The 16,704-nt window shown below is 64.7% G+C and carries 9 protein-coding genes; all 9 read left to right on the top strand.

The genetic code is table 11. The annotated features are described in order from the left end of the window. Nucleotides 1–13: 13 nt before the first annotated feature. Entirely contained in the window at nucleotides 14–1,222 is a 1,209-nt protein-coding gene (locus DDT56_RS05590) for a CpaE/TadZ family protein (RefSeq protein WP_136165508.1), read from the top strand. 39 nt (nucleotides 1,223–1,261) lie between these two features. Further along, nucleotides 1,262–2,680, top strand: a complete 1,419-nt coding sequence (locus DDT56_RS05585; RefSeq protein ID WP_136165507.1) for a TadA family conjugal transfer-associated ATPase — start codon at nucleotides 1,262–1,264, stop codon at nucleotides 2,678–2,680. Nucleotides 2,681–2,698: 18 nt separating this feature from the next. Then, nucleotides 2,699–3,679: a type II secretion system F family protein gene (locus tag DDT56_RS05580; protein WP_136165506.1), complete on the top strand. Its 981-nt coding sequence runs from the start codon at nucleotides 2,699–2,701 to the stop codon at nucleotides 3,677–3,679. 19 nt (nucleotides 3,680–3,698) lie between these two features. Continuing rightward, the gene (locus DDT56_RS05575) at nucleotides 3,699–4,658 is read left to right on the top strand and encodes a type II secretion system F family protein (protein WP_136165505.1); all 960 of its coding nucleotides are present in this window, start codon (nucleotides 3,699–3,701) and stop codon (nucleotides 4,656–4,658) included. Nucleotides 4,659–4,844: 186 nt separating this feature from the next. Then, complete coding sequence (locus tag DDT56_RS05570; RefSeq protein ID WP_136165504.1) at nucleotides 4,845–5,705, top strand: tetratricopeptide repeat protein; 861 nt, start codon at nucleotides 4,845–4,847, stop codon at nucleotides 5,703–5,705. A 5-nt stretch (nucleotides 5,706–5,710) separates the two neighbouring features. Then, complete coding sequence (locus DDT56_RS05565) at nucleotides 5,711–6,217, top strand: TadE/TadG family type IV pilus assembly protein (protein ID WP_136165685.1); 507 nt, start codon at nucleotides 5,711–5,713, stop codon at nucleotides 6,215–6,217. After that, nucleotides 6,210–6,821, top strand: coding sequence for a hypothetical protein (locus tag DDT56_RS05560; protein ID WP_136165503.1), 612 nt, complete (start codon nucleotides 6,210–6,212; stop codon nucleotides 6,819–6,821). The genes DDT56_RS05565 and DDT56_RS05560 overlap by 8 nt, the downstream gene beginning before the upstream one ends. Next, nucleotides 6,811–8,340 (top strand): TadE/TadG family type IV pilus assembly protein, encoded by a 1,530-nt coding sequence (locus DDT56_RS05555; protein ID WP_246856730.1) that lies wholly within the window; start codon nucleotides 6,811–6,813, stop codon nucleotides 8,338–8,340. Before DDT56_RS05560 ends, DDT56_RS05555 begins: the two co-directional genes overlap by 11 nt. A gap of 41 nt (nucleotides 8,341–8,381) precedes the next feature. Then, entirely contained in the window at nucleotides 8,382–16,619 is an 8,238-nt protein-coding gene (locus DDT56_RS05550) for a putative Ig domain-containing protein (protein WP_136165501.1), read from the top strand. The last annotated feature ends 85 nt before the right edge of the window (nucleotides 16,620–16,704 follow it).

Raw genomic sequence — 16,704 nt, 5'->3', positions numbered from 1 at the left:
GGAGCGGCGTGCCATGAGTGAAGTAACCCTTTCTCCCTCGGCCGACGGTGACGAACCGGCGCTGCCGCTGGTGGCGTTTGTGCATGAAGAGCATGAGGTCGCCGAGGTCGGCGACCAGCTGGCGCGCCTGAAGCAGCATGACGCCCCGGTGAGGGCGGGCGGCATCGCCGCCGCGCGTCAATGGTGCGAGCAGAACCCGCCGCCGCGCATTCTGCTGGTGGATTTGGACGGCGCGCACTGGCCGCTGCCGGCGCTGGAGGAGTTGCTCAGCGTGTGCGGCCCCACCAGTCAGGTGATTACCACCGGCAGAGAGCAGGACGTCGGTCTGTATCGGGCGCTGTTGCAGGCGGGGGTGGCGGACTATCTGGTCAAGCCGTTCACGCTGGATCTGCTGGCGTCGACGCTGGCGAAATGCGAAGGCCGGCAGGCCGGCCCGGAATACGCCCGCACCGGACGGACCATCGCCGTGGTCAGCGCCAGCGGCGGCGACGGCGGCAGCACGGTGGCGATGGGCTTAAGCCGGCTGCTCTCCGGCGAGCGTCGCCTGCCGGTGGCGCTGGTGGATTTCGACCGCCGCAACGGCGATCAGCTGCTGTTGCAGGGGCAAAGTGAAGACGCCGGGCTGGCCGCGGTGCTGGGTACTCAGGAGCTGGATGCCCGGCTGCTGCAGCGCGCCATGCTGCGCATCGACACCCGCTTGCATCTGCTGGCGCAGAAACCCGATCTGGGGGAGCTCAGCCCGGTCGAGGTGGATAACGTGCTCAATCTCGGCGGCACGCTGTGCCGCATGTTTAACCAGGTTATCTGGGATCTGCCCAGCAGCTACCCCGCCGGCGCGCTGGAGGTGCTGACCTACGCGGATCTGCGCATCATCGTCACCGAGCTGACGCTGCAGGATGCCCGCAACGTGCGGCGCGTGCTGCATGAAATCGGCGATGAGAGCGAAGGGCAGCGGCTGCTATTGGTGCATAACCACAGCCGCTTCGCCGGCGCCGCGCCGCTCAGCCGCGAGCAGTTCGAGCAGTTCACCGGGCGGAAAATCGACCTGGCGCTGCCCCATGCCGGCCATGCGTTGGCGCAGAGCCTGACGCTGGGGGCGCTGAATCTGGCGGCGGCGCCGGCCTTTCAGCAAGGGCTGCGCCAACTGGTCGATCTGGCCTGCGGCGTGCGCGCCAGACCGGCGGAAAAACGCTGGTTCGCGCGCTGGTTAAAACGCGCCTGAGGCCGCTGACATTGCCGATTTATCAAAAGGTTAAAGAGTATGCTGATTCGTAAAAACAATTCGTATAAAAACAATCTGCAAAAAGGCGAGGCGCCCAGCGGCGCTCCCCACTCTGCGGCGGCGGCCAACGTCACCGAACTGAAAGCGCGCCCGGCGGCGGAAAACCGGGCGCAGCCCGCGGCGGGCAATCCGGGCGCATCGACGCCGGCGGCGCGGCAGACGGACGGCCGCACCGGCCAGCGGCGTTTAATCCGCGCGCAGCTTTACGATCAGATCGACGCCGGCAAAGCGGCGATGATGGGGCGCGATAAGCTACTGGTGCAGATCGAAACGGTGATCCGCCGGATTTGCGACGAGCAGCGTTTGCAGCTTTCCCGCCAGGAGGAAGAGGCCATCGCCGCGGAAATGCTGGATGAGATGACCGGTATCGGTCCGATCCAGCCGCTGCTGGCCGACGATACGGTCAACGACATTCTGGTGAACGGCGCCAATCAGGTGTTTGTCGAGCGCTTCGGCAAGCTGGAGCTCTCGCCCATCACCTTTATCGACGAAGAACATGTCTTCAACACCGCGCAGCGTATCGCGGCGGCGGTGGGCCGGCGCATCGACGAGGCCAGTCCGATGGTGGATGCCCGCCTGCCGGACGGCAGCCGCGTCAACGTGATTACCTATCCGCTGGCGATTGACGGCACCACCATCTCCATCCGTAAATTTATGCGCCGCAACCTGTCGCTGGAAGCGCTGGCGGAAAGCCGCTGCATGTCGTACGCCATGGCCGACGTGCTGAACAAGGCGATGCAGGCGCGGGTGAACGTGATTGTCTCCGGCGGGACGGGGGCGGGGAAAACCACGCTGCTCAACGCGCTGTCGCAAAAGATCGGCAGCGACGAACGCATTATCACCATTGAGGACGCCGCCGAACTGCAACTCCAGCAGGAGCACGTGATCCGGCTGGAAACGCGTTCGGTAAGCGCCGAAGGCACCGGGCGGGTCGACCAGCGCGACTTGATGCGCAACGCGCTGCGTATGCGGCCCGATCGCATCATCCTCGGCGAAGTGCGCGGCGGCGAAAGTTTCGACATGCTGCAGGCGATGAATACCGGGCACGACGGCTCGCTGTGCACCGTTCACGCCAATACCTCGCGTGATTCGATCCAGCGCCTGGAAAATATGGTGATGATGGCGAATATGCAACTGCCGCTGATGGCGATCCGCCGGCAGATCGCCAGCGCGGTGCATCTGATCGTGCAGATCGAGCGTATGCGCGACGGCGTGCGCCGGGTGGTGTCCATCACCGAGGTGTGCGGCATGGAAAATGAAGTGATTCAGCTACAGGACCTGTTTACTTTCCAGATTAAGGGTAAAGACGGGCAGGGCCTGTTGACCGGCGACTATGTGCAGCATATTCAGCGCCCGCAGTTCTACAGCGATAAAGCGCATCTGTTTGATGCGCCGTGACGGATTGAGGAGACGCCGATGACCCCCTTATTGCTGAACCTGGTGACGCTGCTGGTATTTTGCGGCGTGCTGCTGTCGGTGCTTGCCGTTTATTTCTGGCAAAAGGCGCGTCAGCGCCGGGCGCAGCGCGAACAGCGCTGGCGGCGGATCCTGGCCGACGTCGAGCCGCCGCCGGCGCGGCAGGTCTCCGACTCCATTCTGCGCGATGAGATAAAAACGCCGCTGATGCAGGTGCCGCTGCTGGGGCGCTGGCTGGCGGGGATCTGGTCGCAGCTGGCGTTTATCGGCTGGAAAAAAAACCTGCGCCGGCGGGCGCTGATACTGGCGGCGCCTTCGCTGCTGCTGGGAATGGCGCTGGGCCAGCGAACCCTGCTGCCGTTGACGCTGGGGCTGCTGTTTTCCCTGCTGCTGTTCGCCTGCGTCGGCGCCCTGCTGTTTCGCGCCACGCTGCAAAAGCACCTCAAGGCGCTGCGTGAAAGCCTGCCGGAAGCCATTGACGCCATCACCCGCAGCTGTCGGGCCGGGGTGCCGGTGGCGAATACCTTCGCCATCGTGGCGGAGCATCTGACCGGCCCGCTGGCGGCCGAATTTAAAACCATCGACCACTGGCTGAAGCTGGGGATCCCGCTGCGCCAGGTGATCCAGACGTCGGCCGGTCGGGTGCCGATGGCGGAATACCGCTTTTTCGTGGTGATTTTGATTATCAATCAGGAAGCCGGCGGCCGCCTGGGGGAGACGCTGGAACGGCTCTCCGCCACGCTGCGCGATCGCCGCGAGTTGCAGCTCAAGGTGCAGTCCAAAACCTCCGAAGCGCGGGCGTCCGCCAAGATTGTCGCGGCGCTGTTTCCCTGCTGTCTGGCCTATTTGTATATGAAGTCCCCGGATGATTTCAATTTCCTGTTTGCCGATCCAGTGGGAACGACGGTGCTGATTTACGCCCTGTGCAGCGTCTCCCTGGGGATGCTGGTCACTCATTTTATGGTCAAGCGGATAAGCTGAGGACGAGGGAAGAGCCCATATGACGGTATTTAGCGATCCCTTATTACTGCTGGCGCTGGGGCTGATCGGCGCCGGGATATGCCTTGCCCGCTACCACGGCGGACAGCGGCGGCATCGCCAACTGGCGGAGCGCATGCGGGCGCATCTGCCCAGCTCCCCTATAGGGGAGTCCTCTCAGGATTCTATCCTGAGAGGACAGGGAACAATCCTCGCTCCCTGGCTGGAAAAAATTCTTTTACCGATAGCGCAACAGGGCTATCGCCTGTCCGGATCCGATCGGGATCGTCTTAACCTGCGCCGCCTGCTCGACCTGGCCGGCTTTCGCCGCCACGAAGCGGTGGGCTGGCTGGTGATGGGCAAATTTTTCGTCGGCTTGCTGTGCGCCGTGACGCTGGTGTGGGGCTGGCTGCCGCCCGCCGACCGGCTCGGTATGACCGGCATCGCCGCCGGGCTGATCGGCTTTTTTGTCGGCGCGCTGCTGCCGGAGTGGTGGCTGAAATGGCGCGCCGCCAGCCGGGGCGAAAAGCTGGCGCGCGCGGTGCCGGACGCGCTGGATCTTATGGTGGTGTGCGCCGAAGCCGGATTGCCCATCGGCCGCGTATTGCAGGTGGTATCGAAAGAGCTGGGGCTGTCGTCGCCGGAAATGGCCGACGAGCTGCATTACACCGCCGCCGAGTTGCAGATCCTCTCCGATCGCACCCAGGCGATGATCCATCTGGCGGAAAGAACCCGGGTGGCGGAAATAGAAAGTATGGTCGCCACGCTGATCCAGGCCGAACGCTACGGCACGCCGCTGTCGCAGGCGCTGCGCACCATCGCCGATGAAAGCCGCAAGACGCTGCTGCTGACGCTGGAGGAAAAAGCGGGCAAATTGCCCGCCCAGCTCAGCGTGCCGCTGATGGCGCTTATCCTGCCGCCGATTATCGCCATTATGGCGTCGCCCGCGCTGGTGCGGGTGATTCGGCTGCTGGCGCAGTAGCGGCGGGGCGGGGTGGGAAAAAACGCGGCGGAATTCGTCGTCTCCGCGCAGGCGTCCGTCATCCCCGCGCAGGCACCCGTCATCCCCGCGCAGGCTCCGTCATCCCCGCGCAGGCGGGGATCTCAGGCGACACCGGGTTGTCTGGAATCTTACAGCAGAAAAAGAAGGTACTGAGGGTATGCGAACATGTTTGATCGGGTGAAAAAAATGGCGACCGGATGCCGCTGGGGCGCTCGTCTGTTGCTGGTGCTGCTGTTGGGCGCGCTGCTGGCGGGGTGCGGCAGCTCAATGGCGATTAAGGGCACCAAAGATGAGGGGCTGCGCCTGGCGCGGTTATTGCGCGATCAGGGCCGCATTGAGGCGGCGACGGAGGTCTATGCCCGCATGGACGGCCGCGGAGAGCTGCAAGGAACCGAACTGCTGGAGTACGCCAGCGTGGCGGCGCCGGTGCGTCAGCCGCAGCAAACGCTGGAGCTGTACGGCCGCGCCCGCCATGAGCTGGGCGCTACCGACAGGCTGAAACCGCAGGAGGCGCTGGCGATCTGCCTGGGAATGGGACGCGCGCAGCTGGCGCTGGGGCGCCATACGCTGGCGCAGAAAGATTTCGCCTGTGCGCTGAAGGCGCAGCCGGACAGCGTCGGCGCGCTTAACGGCATGGGCGTGGTGCTGGAGGCGGCGGGCAGACACGGCGAAGCCCGTCAGCTGTTTGAAAAGGCGTTGCAGGTTAACCCGGCGGACGTGGCGGCGATAAACAATCTGGCGCTCTCCTGGCTGGCCAGCGGCGAGGCGGACAAAGCCATCGGCTTATTGCGATCGGTGGATAACGGCAACCCGGCCGGCAAGCTGAATCTGGCGCTGGCCTATCTCTACGCCGATCGCCAGGACGAGGCGCGCGGTACGCTGGCGACCATCGCCCAGCCGCGGTTTATCGACGGGCTGATGGAGACGCTGCAGCAGCGTTTACGGCAGATGCGCCAGCAGAACAACGGCGGCGAAACGCTGCTGCTCTCCAGCCGTCAGCGTTTACAGCTTAGCAATCCCGAGTGATGAAGATGCGGCGGCGTGACGGTGAGAGTTGGCGCAGTACGCGCGGCGCGATCGCCGTGGAAGTGGCGTTTCTGGTGCCGGTGGTGCTGGTGGGGGTGATGATGCTGTTCGAACTGGCGCGTATCGCGCTGGTGATCGCCGTGGGCAGCGCCGCTCTGGATAAGGCGGTACAGACCTTCCGCCTCGACGATCTCAACGCCGACAGCGCCGAACAGATGGCGAGCAACCTGAAAGAGCGGATGATCGACGCGGCTTACGGCTATCTGCGGGAAGAGGATCTCACCGTCAGCGTGTTGCACTTCGACAATCTGAGCCAGCTTGGCGGCCTGACCGTCAATACCGGCGACGAAGAGGCGGATGACAGCGAAGTCGGCGGCACCTTGCCGGTGTGGTCGGTGACGGTGCAAATTCAGAAGGCGTTTATTACCCCGCTGCCCGAGGTGCTGACGCTGGGCGACACCTTCCGCTACCAGTACAAACATGTTTTCGGTACGGAACTGCGTAATGACTAGCGTAAGAGAAGCGTTACGCCGCTTCCGGCGCGCGCGGCGCGGCTCCGCGGCGGTGGAAACCGCGCTGGCGCTGCCGATTGTGCTGGCGATCGGCACGCTGTGCGCGGACATCTATAGCGTGAATCTGGAGCGGGAGCGGATGGAGCAGCGCGCCGGCGCCATCGTTTCCGTGCTGAGCCGGCAACGGGATCTGACGCAGGAAGGCCTGCAGGGGCTGCTGGACGAGGTATTGCCGCAGGAGAGCGAACAGGGCGAATACCAGTTGCTTATCAGCAACGTGCGCCAGACCGGGGCGCTGTACTGGCAGCTGAATCGCGGCAGTTCGCAGAATGTGTGCCCCGATAATCAGGCGGCTTACGGCGCGACCTATCCCGGCGAACTGCCGGAAAAAGAGGAAGAGGACGGCAGCGAAAGCGTCGCCATGCTGGTGGTGGAGCTATGTCGTCAGGGCCGGGATATCTCGCTGCTGGGCGGACTGTCGCTGAGTAACCTGCTGCACGTCACGCAGGTAAACCGGACGGCGGACGGCGTGATTGCGCTGGATCTCGCGCTGGGGCGCGAAGCGGGGCAGCCGGAAGAGGAGTATGCGGACAATGAAGAGTAATACCGGCGGCCGTGGGCGGCGCTTAATGGGCGCGCTGGGCGTTTTCCTGCGTCAGGATCGCGGCGCGGGCACGGCGTTTTATGTGCTGGGAACCATGGCGCTGCTGGTCACCGCCGCGTTTATCGTCGACTCCTCCATCGCCACCGGCGACGCGTCGCAGGTTAAGCGCGCCACCGACGCCGCCGCGCTGGCGGTGGGGCATCAGGCGGTGGCGAGTAACGAACGCAATCAGGATTTCGATCGGGAACAGATTAACGCCCTGGCCTATGAGTACGTCCGCGCCAACCTGGGTATAAACGACAAGCTGGCGGATGAGTTCTCGCCGGATAAGGTCAGCGTCAGCGCCGGGCGCAGCGGTGATAATTACCCGACCTATACCGTGACCGCGACCTTTGCCACCGATCCGGAATTGTTGGATCTGAACAGCCGGGAACAGCAGATCCATTCGACGGTGGAGGTGCGCACCGCCTCACTGGAAGTGGCGCTGGCGATGCCGAATGCCTATACGGCCAGCAACGGTGCGGATAATCTGGCCGCGTTGCGTAACTTTGGCCGCTACCTTGCCGAATTGCTTATCGAAGAGAGCGACAATGTCTGGCTGGCGCTGGTGCCTTATGCCGGCAGCGTCAGCGTATATGATGAGCGCCGCCCGGCGCTGATCCGGCAATGGGCTTCATCGGAGGGGATCACTCCTCCCGGCCTGGCGGTGGTGGAGCCTTCCATCAGCAACAACGTTCTGGCGGACGGCCGCATCCCGGATCGTCGCGCCAACTTGCTGTGCCTGTATCGGGGCATGGACGTCGGTGAAAACTATTTCTGGGAACAGGCGCCGACGGGCCGGTTTATGGTCTCGTTTCAACTTCGCGCCGAGGTTGATAATCCCTATTCGGTTCTGGTGGGGTCGAACCGTCCGGTCAATAGCTATATTCAATATTCTCGCGGTCAGGTAGTCAATCAAGGCGATCGGATGCGCACCTCTCCTGATTGCCCCGTCGCGCCGCTGCTCCCGCTAAGCAACGATATCGAAGCCATTCAATCCCGGCTGGATGAGATGCGCCTGCCGGGATCGTCATCCAACAATTTTGATCTGGCGCTGGGATGGAGCGCCATGGCGCTGGCTCCGGCATTCCGGGGAAGCGAGGGCTGGGATCTGGATGACGATCTGCCGAAGGATTTTAGTGAAGACGGCGTCAGGCGCACCAAAGCGATAATCATGCTTATCAACGGCTCGTTCACCTCGTTCGGCAGCGGTTCCGCCGAAGTCACGCCTCGCCTGAGCGAGCTATGTTCCAGCTTTCGGCGGCGCGACCTCAAGGTTTACCTGATCGTCGTAAATCCGTCCGAAGCCTTTAACCTGGTCGCCAGACCGGGATTGGCAACCTGCTCGGAGAGTAGTTCAGACCAGACCTATCTTACGGATGTCGATTTTGCCGGCGGGGAAAACGACATTCAGCAGCGTCTGGAAGAGATTGCCGACGAGTTGTTTCAACAGAGCAGCCAGGTGAGATTGATCGAATAATCGCGCCGACCTTACACCATTTTGACTTGCGGAAAACTACGATGACAATACGCCAACCCACACCTCGTTACCGTCAGGCCATGCTGCTCGAACCGCGCATGATGTTCGATGCCGCCGCCGTGACCACGGCGGCCGATGTCGCGGCCACGGTCGCGGCCACGGATACCACGCCGGGCGTCGATGCCACCCCGGTGCGGGCCGCCGTCGCGATTACCGACAGCAGCGACAGTTTTCCCGCCGTGGATCTGTTCAGCGACGTTACCGTGACGCGCGATAGCGGCGACCAGAATCTGACGGAGTTGGTCATCACGGTTAACCGCAGCGGCGCCAATCAGGCGCTAACCATCGACGGCGCGCAAATAAAACTGCAGTCTGGCGAGGGCAGTACCGACGGCGGCTACAGTTACCAGGTAACGGTGAGCGGCGACGCCGCCGTCATTACCGTCAGCATCGAGTCGGCGCTGGAGGGGGGCACGCCTCAAGCCGCCGCGGCCTTGATCGACGGCATCGCTTATCAACCTCTGGATAATACCGTCGAAAGCGGGGCGGTCACCGTCACCCTGAAAACCCTGAGCGACGCCAGCGACAGCGCCACGCTGGACATCAGTTCCACCGTTACCGTCGACAGCCGCGTCAACGTCGCGCCGGTGCTGTCCGACGACGGCGCGCTGGAGCCGGCCGAGTCTTTCACCATCGACGATCTTGGCGATAATGTGAAGGTGGTTTACGCCGGCGGCGGCGACTACGCCTACGCCGCCGGAGACGGCGTGTTGTCGGTGTTTGCCGTCGACGACGCCGGCCGCCTGACGCTGGTCGGCACCAGCGCCGTGGAGGGGCTGGGCAGCGTGGCCGATATGGCGATCGGCGCCGACGACCAGTCGCTCTATCTGGTTAACGGCGGCAGCGGCGACGTTTATGCCGTGAGTCTGGCCGATGACGGTTCCCTGGGCGAGGTGGCGACCGTTTCGGCCGGCGACACCACGCGCAATATCGCCCTCTCTTCCGACGGCGCATATGTCTATGTCACCTTGCAAAACAACGGCATGGCGGTCTTCGCGCGCGACGGCGATAGCGGCGCGCTCAGTCGGATTCAGATTGTCAGCGAGGATGAGTTGGGCGTGGCGCGGGCGGAGACGGTGGTCAGCGCCAACGGCTACCTGTTCGTCATCGGCGATCGAAGTTCGTTCGTGGCCTACACGGATACCCTGTCGGTGCTGAAGATCAATGACGACGGCACGCTTACCCGCATCGATTCAATCACCGCCAGCGCCGTGCGTTCCAGCAGTTCGACCTACCTGATGGCCGTCAGCGAGGATGCCGCTTTCCTGTACCTGGGCAGCAGCGCGGACAACAGCATACAGGTCTACCGCTTCAGCGACGGCGCGCTCACCCTGCAAAGCACGCTGAGCCTTGACGGTATTTCCGGCATCGCCCTGAGCCGCGAAGGCGGCCTGCTGTATGCGGTTACCTCCGGCGGCGCCATCAGCCTGTACGCGGTGGACGGGAAGGGCGCCCTGACGCTGGTCAGCAGCATCGCCGGCGGCGGCGCCAGCGATATCGCCGTCTCCGGCGACGGTCTGTCCGTGCTGGTGGTCGGCGGCGGCGGGGTAAGCCGCTACAGCGCCGCGCAGACCCTCGATCGGGGCGCTTACGCCGCCTTCGCCGATGGCATAACGCTGGCCGACGGCAACTTCGACGCGCTGAACGGCGGCGCCGGCAACTATAACGGCGCCGGCATCACCGTCAATGCCAACGTGGCGGGCGGCAGCTTCGGCTTTGCCGACGGCGGCGGTCTGACCTATGCCGACGGCGTGATTTCGCTTGACGGCGGCGCCATCGCCACCCTGAGCGTCAGCGATGACGGCGCGCTGACGCTGAAATTTACCGCCGACGCCGCCACGGCGATCGCCAATCAGGTGCTGCGACAGCTTACCTACGCCAACGACGGCGCCGCCGTCGGCAGCTACATCCTGCTTACCGTCGCCGCCAGCGACGGCGCGCTCGCCAGCAATAGCGTGGTGACCACCCTGCGCGTCAACGCGGTGCCGCAGCTCGATACCGACGTCTCCACCGGCTACATCCTGGATAAGGCCACCAGCGAAATGCCCTATAGCTTTACCCTGTTCCCCGGTCTGTTCAGCGACGCCGACGGCGACGCGTTGATCTGGAGCGTCAGCGGTCTGCCCGAGGGATTAACTTTCGACGCCGCGACCCGCACCATTTCCGGTTCCGCCACGGAAACCGGCGATTTTACCGTCACCGTAACGGTCAGCGACGCCTCGGGGGCCAGCGCTTCCCTGGATCTGGATCTGACGGTGGAGCAGATCGCCAACCGGGCGCCGCAGGTCAATGAAGAGGTTTCCAGCGCGCTGGCGAACGCCACCGAAAACGCCGGCTACAGCGCCACGCTGGATACCGCCTTGTTTATTGACGCCGACAGTCTCTACGGCGATAGCCTGAACTGGACGGTCGCAGGACTGCCCGCGGGCCTGACTTTCGACGCCGCCACCCTGACCCTCTCCGGCACCGCCGGCGCGGTGGGCGACTATACCGTGACCGTAACGGCGACCGACAAGTCGGGAGCCAGCGCCAGCGCCGAACTGACGCTGCGGGTGATCACCGTGGACGAGGCCAATAACAGCGCGCCGGTGCTGGATGCGCCCGACAGCGCGCTGGCGTACACCATTGATGGCAACCTGACCGGTTTTAGCCAGTATGTCTACGGTCTGGAACTCTCTGCTGACGACGGTACGCTGATCGTGCTGGGCAACAGCAGCAACTCCCACGCGATTACCCCTTCGGGCAACAGCACGTTGTATGTCTACAGCAGAGACACGGAGACCGGCGCGTTGACCCTGGTGCAAACTTTTGTCCAGGGCGCCGGCGACGATGGCGATAATGCCAACGGTATTGAGATTAACGGCCTGGACAGCGCCACTTCGGCGGTCTATTCCGCCGACGGTCAATATGTTTATCTGGTGGGTAAGAACGCATCCGGCGCCTATGCCATTACCGTTCTCAGCGTCAACGACGACGGGACGCTCAGCGCCACCGGTCTGAGTACGGAAGTGGCCGATGCATCGCAAATCAAGCAGATGACGATCTCCTCTGACGGCGACTCGCTCTATGTCGTTTCCGCCAGCACGCTCTACGCCTACAGGGTTGGAGAAAATGGCGCGCTGACCCTGGCCGGCGCCTACAGCGACAGCTACGGCACCGCTTCGGCCGTCGCCGTCGACTCGTCGGGCAATATCTACGTGCTGGGCGGCTCCCGGCTTGTCGTCTACGGCGCCAACGACGACGGTTCCCTGACGTACGCCACCACCGGAACCGGTATCGGCCTGAGCGGCACCTCAAGAGGCATGGTGGTTTCGGATGCCGGCTATATCTATGTGGCGACGGGGGCCGGCGGGACGGTGGTCACGCTGCATTACGACAGCGATAGCAACACCGTCACCCGCGTCGCCTCCGTTTCCGCCGCGCAGGTTTGGGGGCTCTCGCTCTCGGCCGATGGAACCGCCCTCTACGCCGGCTACCTGACCGGCGCGGTCTATGTCTACAGCGTCAACGACGATGGCTCGCTGACCCGAACGGACTCGCTGACCAACAGCGGGGGCCGGGCTTTCCGCTATGCGATCTCCTCGGACGGCTCCTCCATCTACGTCGGCGGCTTCTACAACGGCACCGGACTGGGCCAGATCAGCACCGGCGCGGTGGCGGTTGCCTACACCGAAGGCGGCGCCGTCAACCCTGCCGCCAGCGTTACCCTCTCCGACGCCGATAACGACGCGCTAAACGGCGGCGCCGGCAACTATAACGGAGCCGCCTTTACGCTGGCGCGCGCCGGCGGGGCCAACGCGGCGGACGGCTACGGCTTTACCGAAGGTAACGGCCTGACGCTGGCCGACGGGGTTATCTCCCTGAACGGCGCGGCCATCGGCACCTTCGCGAGCGCGGAGGGAACGCTGACCCTGACTTTCACCGCCGACGTCACTACCGCCACCGCCAATCAGGTGCTGCAACAGATCGCCTATAGCAATAGCAGCGCCGATCCCGGCGGCAGCATTACGCTGACGCTTTCCGTGGCGGACCAGTACACGTCAGGCAGCCTCGATCTGCGGCTCGCCGTTACCGAAATCAACGACGCGCCGACGCTGCAAACCAGCGGCGGCGGCGTGGTTTACACCAGCGGCGGCAACGCGGTCAAACTGTTCGACGATAGCCTGGTCTCCACGGCGGAGGCGGGGCAGGCCGTCAGCAGCCTGACCCTGACCGTCTCCGGCCTGACGGACGGCGAGAACGAGACGCTGACGGTGGGCGGCGTCAGCGTGGCGCTGACCGACGGCGCCAGCGCCGGGGGCGCCATTACGCTGAGCAACGAGGACGGCGGCACCGCCGACTACGGCTATACGCTCTCCGTCAGCGTGATCGATGGCGTCGCCACCGTTACGCTGAGCGGCAGCCTGCCGACGGAGGCCGCCGATGCCTTGATCGACAGCATCGCCTACGCCAACGTCAGCGACAGCCCTACTATCGGCGCCCGCACCATTACGCTGACCTCGATTCAGGATAACGGCGGGACGGACAACGGCGGCGTCAACACCACCGCGCTGGCGATCGCCAGTACCGTCAGCGTCAGCCTGACCAATAGCGCGCCCGCCGTCAGCGCCACGCCCGTCGTCGCCACTTACGTCGAGAATGGCGATGCGGCGACCCTGTTCAGCGACGTTGCCATATCAACGGGCGAGGCGGGCCAGGCCATCAGCAATATCGTGCTGACGGTCTCCGGCCTGAGCGACGGCGCGAGCGAAGCGCTGGTTATCGACGGGACTGCGGTTTCTCTGACCGCGGATGCCGCCGGGGAAACGGCGAACGGCTACCGCTATAGCATTACCCTGGACGGCACGACCGCCAGCGTGACGATCACAGGCAGCGACGGTATCGCCGTGCAGGATGCGACGGCGCTGATCGCCGGACTAGGCTACGCCAACCAGAGCGACGATCCGACGGCGGGCGCGCGCACCGTTATGCTGGCATCGGTGCGGGACGACGGCGGCACGGCCAACGGCGGCAGCGATAGCGTGGTCCTCTCCATTGCGGCCAGCGTCGCGGTGGTTGCGGTTAACGATGCGCCGCTGGTCGACGCCACGCCGGCGGATGCCATTTACGCCACCGCCGGCAGCGGTGCCGGTCTGTTCAGCGATGTTTCCCTCTCGACGGTGGAAAGCGGTCAGACTATTTCCGCCATCACCTTTACCGTTTCCGGCCTGGCGGACGGCGACAGCGAGACGCTGACCGTCGCCGGCGCCCGTATTGCGCTGGTCGCCGGCAGCGGCACGCTCGATAACGGTTACGCGTATAGCGTGACTCTTGACGGCGACACCGCCGTCGTGACCATCGCCAGTGACGCCGGTATCGCCGCCGATGCCGGCGCCGCGCTGATCGAGCAGACCAGCTACGCCAATCTCAGCAATACCCAGACCGCCGGCGTGCGCACCTTCGCCCTCAGCGTGCGCGACAGCGGCGGCCGCGACAACGGCGGCAGCGATACAACCTTGCTGGAAAGCGCCGCGGCTATTGAGGTGGTGAACAACTCGTCGCCCGAACTTAGCGCCGGCGCCGATTACACCAATCTGGAAGTGGCGGCCAGCCTGACGGCGGTCAGCGGTCTTAACGATATCGCGGCCAGTGCGCTGACCGCCGGCGGCGATTATCTGTATGTAGCCGGCAGCGACGGCGGCATCGCCATTTTCAGCCGCAACGCGGCGACGGGCGAACTGGTGCTGTTGCAGACGCTGGACAGCGGCGTTTCATCCGTTTCTCTGATCGAGGTGAGCGCCGATGGCGGCACGCTTTATCTGCTGGGCGCGGACGGAGACAGCATTACTATCTTCAGCCGCGACGGCGGCGACGGCAGCCTGACGCAGCTACAGACGCTGACCACGGAAAACGTCGTCGACCTGACCATCTCCGCCGACGGCGGCGTCCTCTACGTGGTGGATGGCAACTACTCCGGCCTGCTGGTTTATACCCTGGACGCGGAGAGCGGCCAGTATGCGTTGCGCCAGTCCGTCAGCGCTTCCACCGGCAGCGAACCTTATCTGTTTACCGCGATTGGCGTGCAGACGGTGGGCGACTATGTGTATGTGGTGACCGATCCGGCCGCCGAGACGGTCGCCAATACGCTGATCGTCTACCAACGCGCGGCGGACGGCACGCTTAGCGCGGTCGCCTGGCTGCGTGACGGCGCGGCCGCTGGCGAAAGCGCCATCAACATGTCCGGCCCCCTCGATATCGCCGTTTCCCGCGATGGCGGCACGATTTACGTCGCCAGCGAGGATGGCGTCGCCGTATTCGGCTTTGACGCCGCCGGCGGCGCGCTGAGCTATGGCGGCGCGGTGGGCGATCTGTCCGGCGTTACCGCCGTTGCGCTGTCCGGCGACGACGGCACGCTATATGTAACCAGCTCGGACGGCAGTATCAGCCGCTATAAATCTGATGACGGTTCACTGACTCTGATGGAAACGCTCTCCAGTTCGTCGACGGCCGCGCTGGCCGGCGCCCGCAGCGTGGTGACCGGCGCGCACGGCGCGGTGGTGGTCATCGGCAGCGGCGGCGTGGTCAGTCTTAAGGATGGCCTGACGGCAATCGCCGTTGATTACCACGAGCAGCAAACCATACGGCCGCTCAGCGCGATTACCCTCAGCGACGCCGACTATGACGCGCTGGCCGACGGCGCCGGCAACTATAACGGCGCCGTCATCACGCTGGCGCGCGACGGCGGCGCCAGCAGCGACGATGGCTACGGCTTTATCGACGCTAACGGCCTGACGCTGGCGGACGGCACGCTCTATCTTGACGGCGCGGCCATCGCCGCCTTCGCCGACGTTGACGGTACGCTGACGCTGACCTTTGCGGCGGATGTGACCACCGCTAGCGCCAATCGGGTACTGCAACAGATCGGCTATAGCAATGCCAGCGACGATCCGGGCGCCGGCGTGAGTCTCGTCCTGCGCGTAACCGACGCCTATGGCGCCAGCGCCAGCGTGACGCTGTCTCTGAACGTCACGGAAGTTAACGATGCCCCTCTGCTGACGACCACGCCCGCCGACGCCGGCTATGTGGAAGGCGGCGAGGCCGCCGGCCTGTTTAGCGGCACGACCGTTTCCACCGTGGAAGCGGACCAGAGGGTGAGCGCCCTGACGCTGAGCGTTTCCGGCCTGAGCGACGGCGCCGGCGAGACGCTGACGATTGACGGCACCGCCATCGCCCTGATCGACGGTTCAGGTACCACCGCCGGCGGCCTGACGGTGGCGGTGACGCTCGACAACGGCACCGCCACGCTGGTCATCAGCAGCGCCGACGGCCTTTCCGCCGCCAGCGCGGCGGCCCTGATCGACGGTCTGGCCTATGTCAACGACAGCGCCGTCGTGACGGCGGGCGAACGCATTATTACGCTGGCGGCGGTGCAGGATGACGGCGGCACGGCGAACGGCGGCGCGGATATCGCCGCCCTGAATATCGCGGCGACGGTCAATATCGTTAACAGCGCGCCGCAGGCGACGGACGCCGAGGCGGAACTGCCGGCGGCCACGCAGGCCGCGGCGTACCGCGCCGCGCTAGCGGGCGATCTGTTCAGCGACGTCAACGGCGACGCGTTGAGCTGGCGCGTTGACGGGCTGCCGGACGGCCTGAGCTTCGATGCCGATACGCGCACCATCAGCGGCAGGACGCTCGCTGTCGGCAGCTTCGAGCTGACGGTAACGGTGAGCGACGGACAGGGGGGAACGGCCGCCCGAAGCCTGACGTTAACGGTTGATAAACAGCCGGTATCGCCGGTCTTCCTGCCCGCATCCAATGCGCTAGGCATGATGGAGCAATGGCTGAGCGAACAGGAGGATAAGCGTCGCGAAGAGGCGCAAAACGCATCGCTGCGGCCGACCGCGCCGCTTGATCCTGCGGCGACGGCCCAGGATGGCGATAGCTTATCCAGAGAGCGCTATCCGCTGGCCAACGGCGCGCTCGACTATGCCGCCACGCCCTGGCTGCTCAATCCCGCGCTGGCGGAGCTGATGCCGCCGCTGGAGAATGTGGATTTTTCGCCGCTTGAACGCGCGGCGGCGCGGGAAAACCATCAGCCGGAGCCGCAGGCGGTCCGGGCGGAGATTCCGGCCGGCAAGGCGGCCTTTTCCGCCCAGTTGCAGCAGGAGCGGGCGGCGTATGACGACCTGCTGAGCGCATTGCAGCAGCTAACGGCGAACAGTGCGTCGCCTGAGTAGTGTTTCACCCCACCCCGACCCTCTCCTTTGCAGGGGAGGGAGTTTGGCTCCTCCCCCTGGCAAGGGGGAGGCCGGGAGGGGGTAG

Source organism: Brenneria corticis, assembly GCF_003115855.1.
GTDB lineage: Bacteria > Pseudomonadota > Gammaproteobacteria > Enterobacterales > Enterobacteriaceae > Brenneria > Brenneria corticis.
Note: the sequence above shows the minus strand (reverse complement) of the source record. Positions and strands in the feature narration are given on the sequence as shown.

Bases quoted from the DNA above. Each gene is read 5' to 3' on its own strand.
- DDT56_RS05575 (WP_136165505.1), top strand. From the start codon at position 3,699: ATGACGGTATTTAGCGATCCCTTATTACTGCTGGCGCTGGGGCTGATC.
- DDT56_RS05580 (WP_136165506.1), top strand. From the start codon at position 2,699: ATGACCCCCTTATTGCTGAACCTGGTGACGCTGCTGGTATTTTGCGGC.
- DDT56_RS05565 (WP_136165685.1), top strand. From the start codon at position 5,711: ATGCGGCGGCGTGACGGTGAGAGTTGGCGCAGTACGCGCGGCGCGATC.
- DDT56_RS05585 (WP_136165507.1), top strand. From the start codon at position 1,262: ATGCTGATTCGTAAAAACAATTCGTATAAAAACAATCTGCAAAAAGGC.
- DDT56_RS05550 (WP_136165501.1), top strand. From the start codon at position 8,382: ATGACAATACGCCAACCCACACCTCGTTACCGTCAGGCCATGCTGCTC.
- DDT56_RS05590 (WP_136165508.1), top strand. From the start codon at position 14: ATGAGTGAAGTAACCCTTTCTCCCTCGGCCGACGGTGACGAACCGGCG.
- DDT56_RS05560 (WP_136165503.1), top strand. From the start codon at position 6,210: ATGACTAGCGTAAGAGAAGCGTTACGCCGCTTCCGGCGCGCGCGGCGC.
- DDT56_RS05570 (WP_136165504.1), top strand. From the start codon at position 4,845: ATGTTTGATCGGGTGAAAAAAATGGCGACCGGATGCCGCTGGGGCGCT.
- DDT56_RS05555 (WP_246856730.1), top strand. From the start codon at position 6,811: ATGAAGAGTAATACCGGCGGCCGTGGGCGGCGCTTAATGGGCGCGCTG.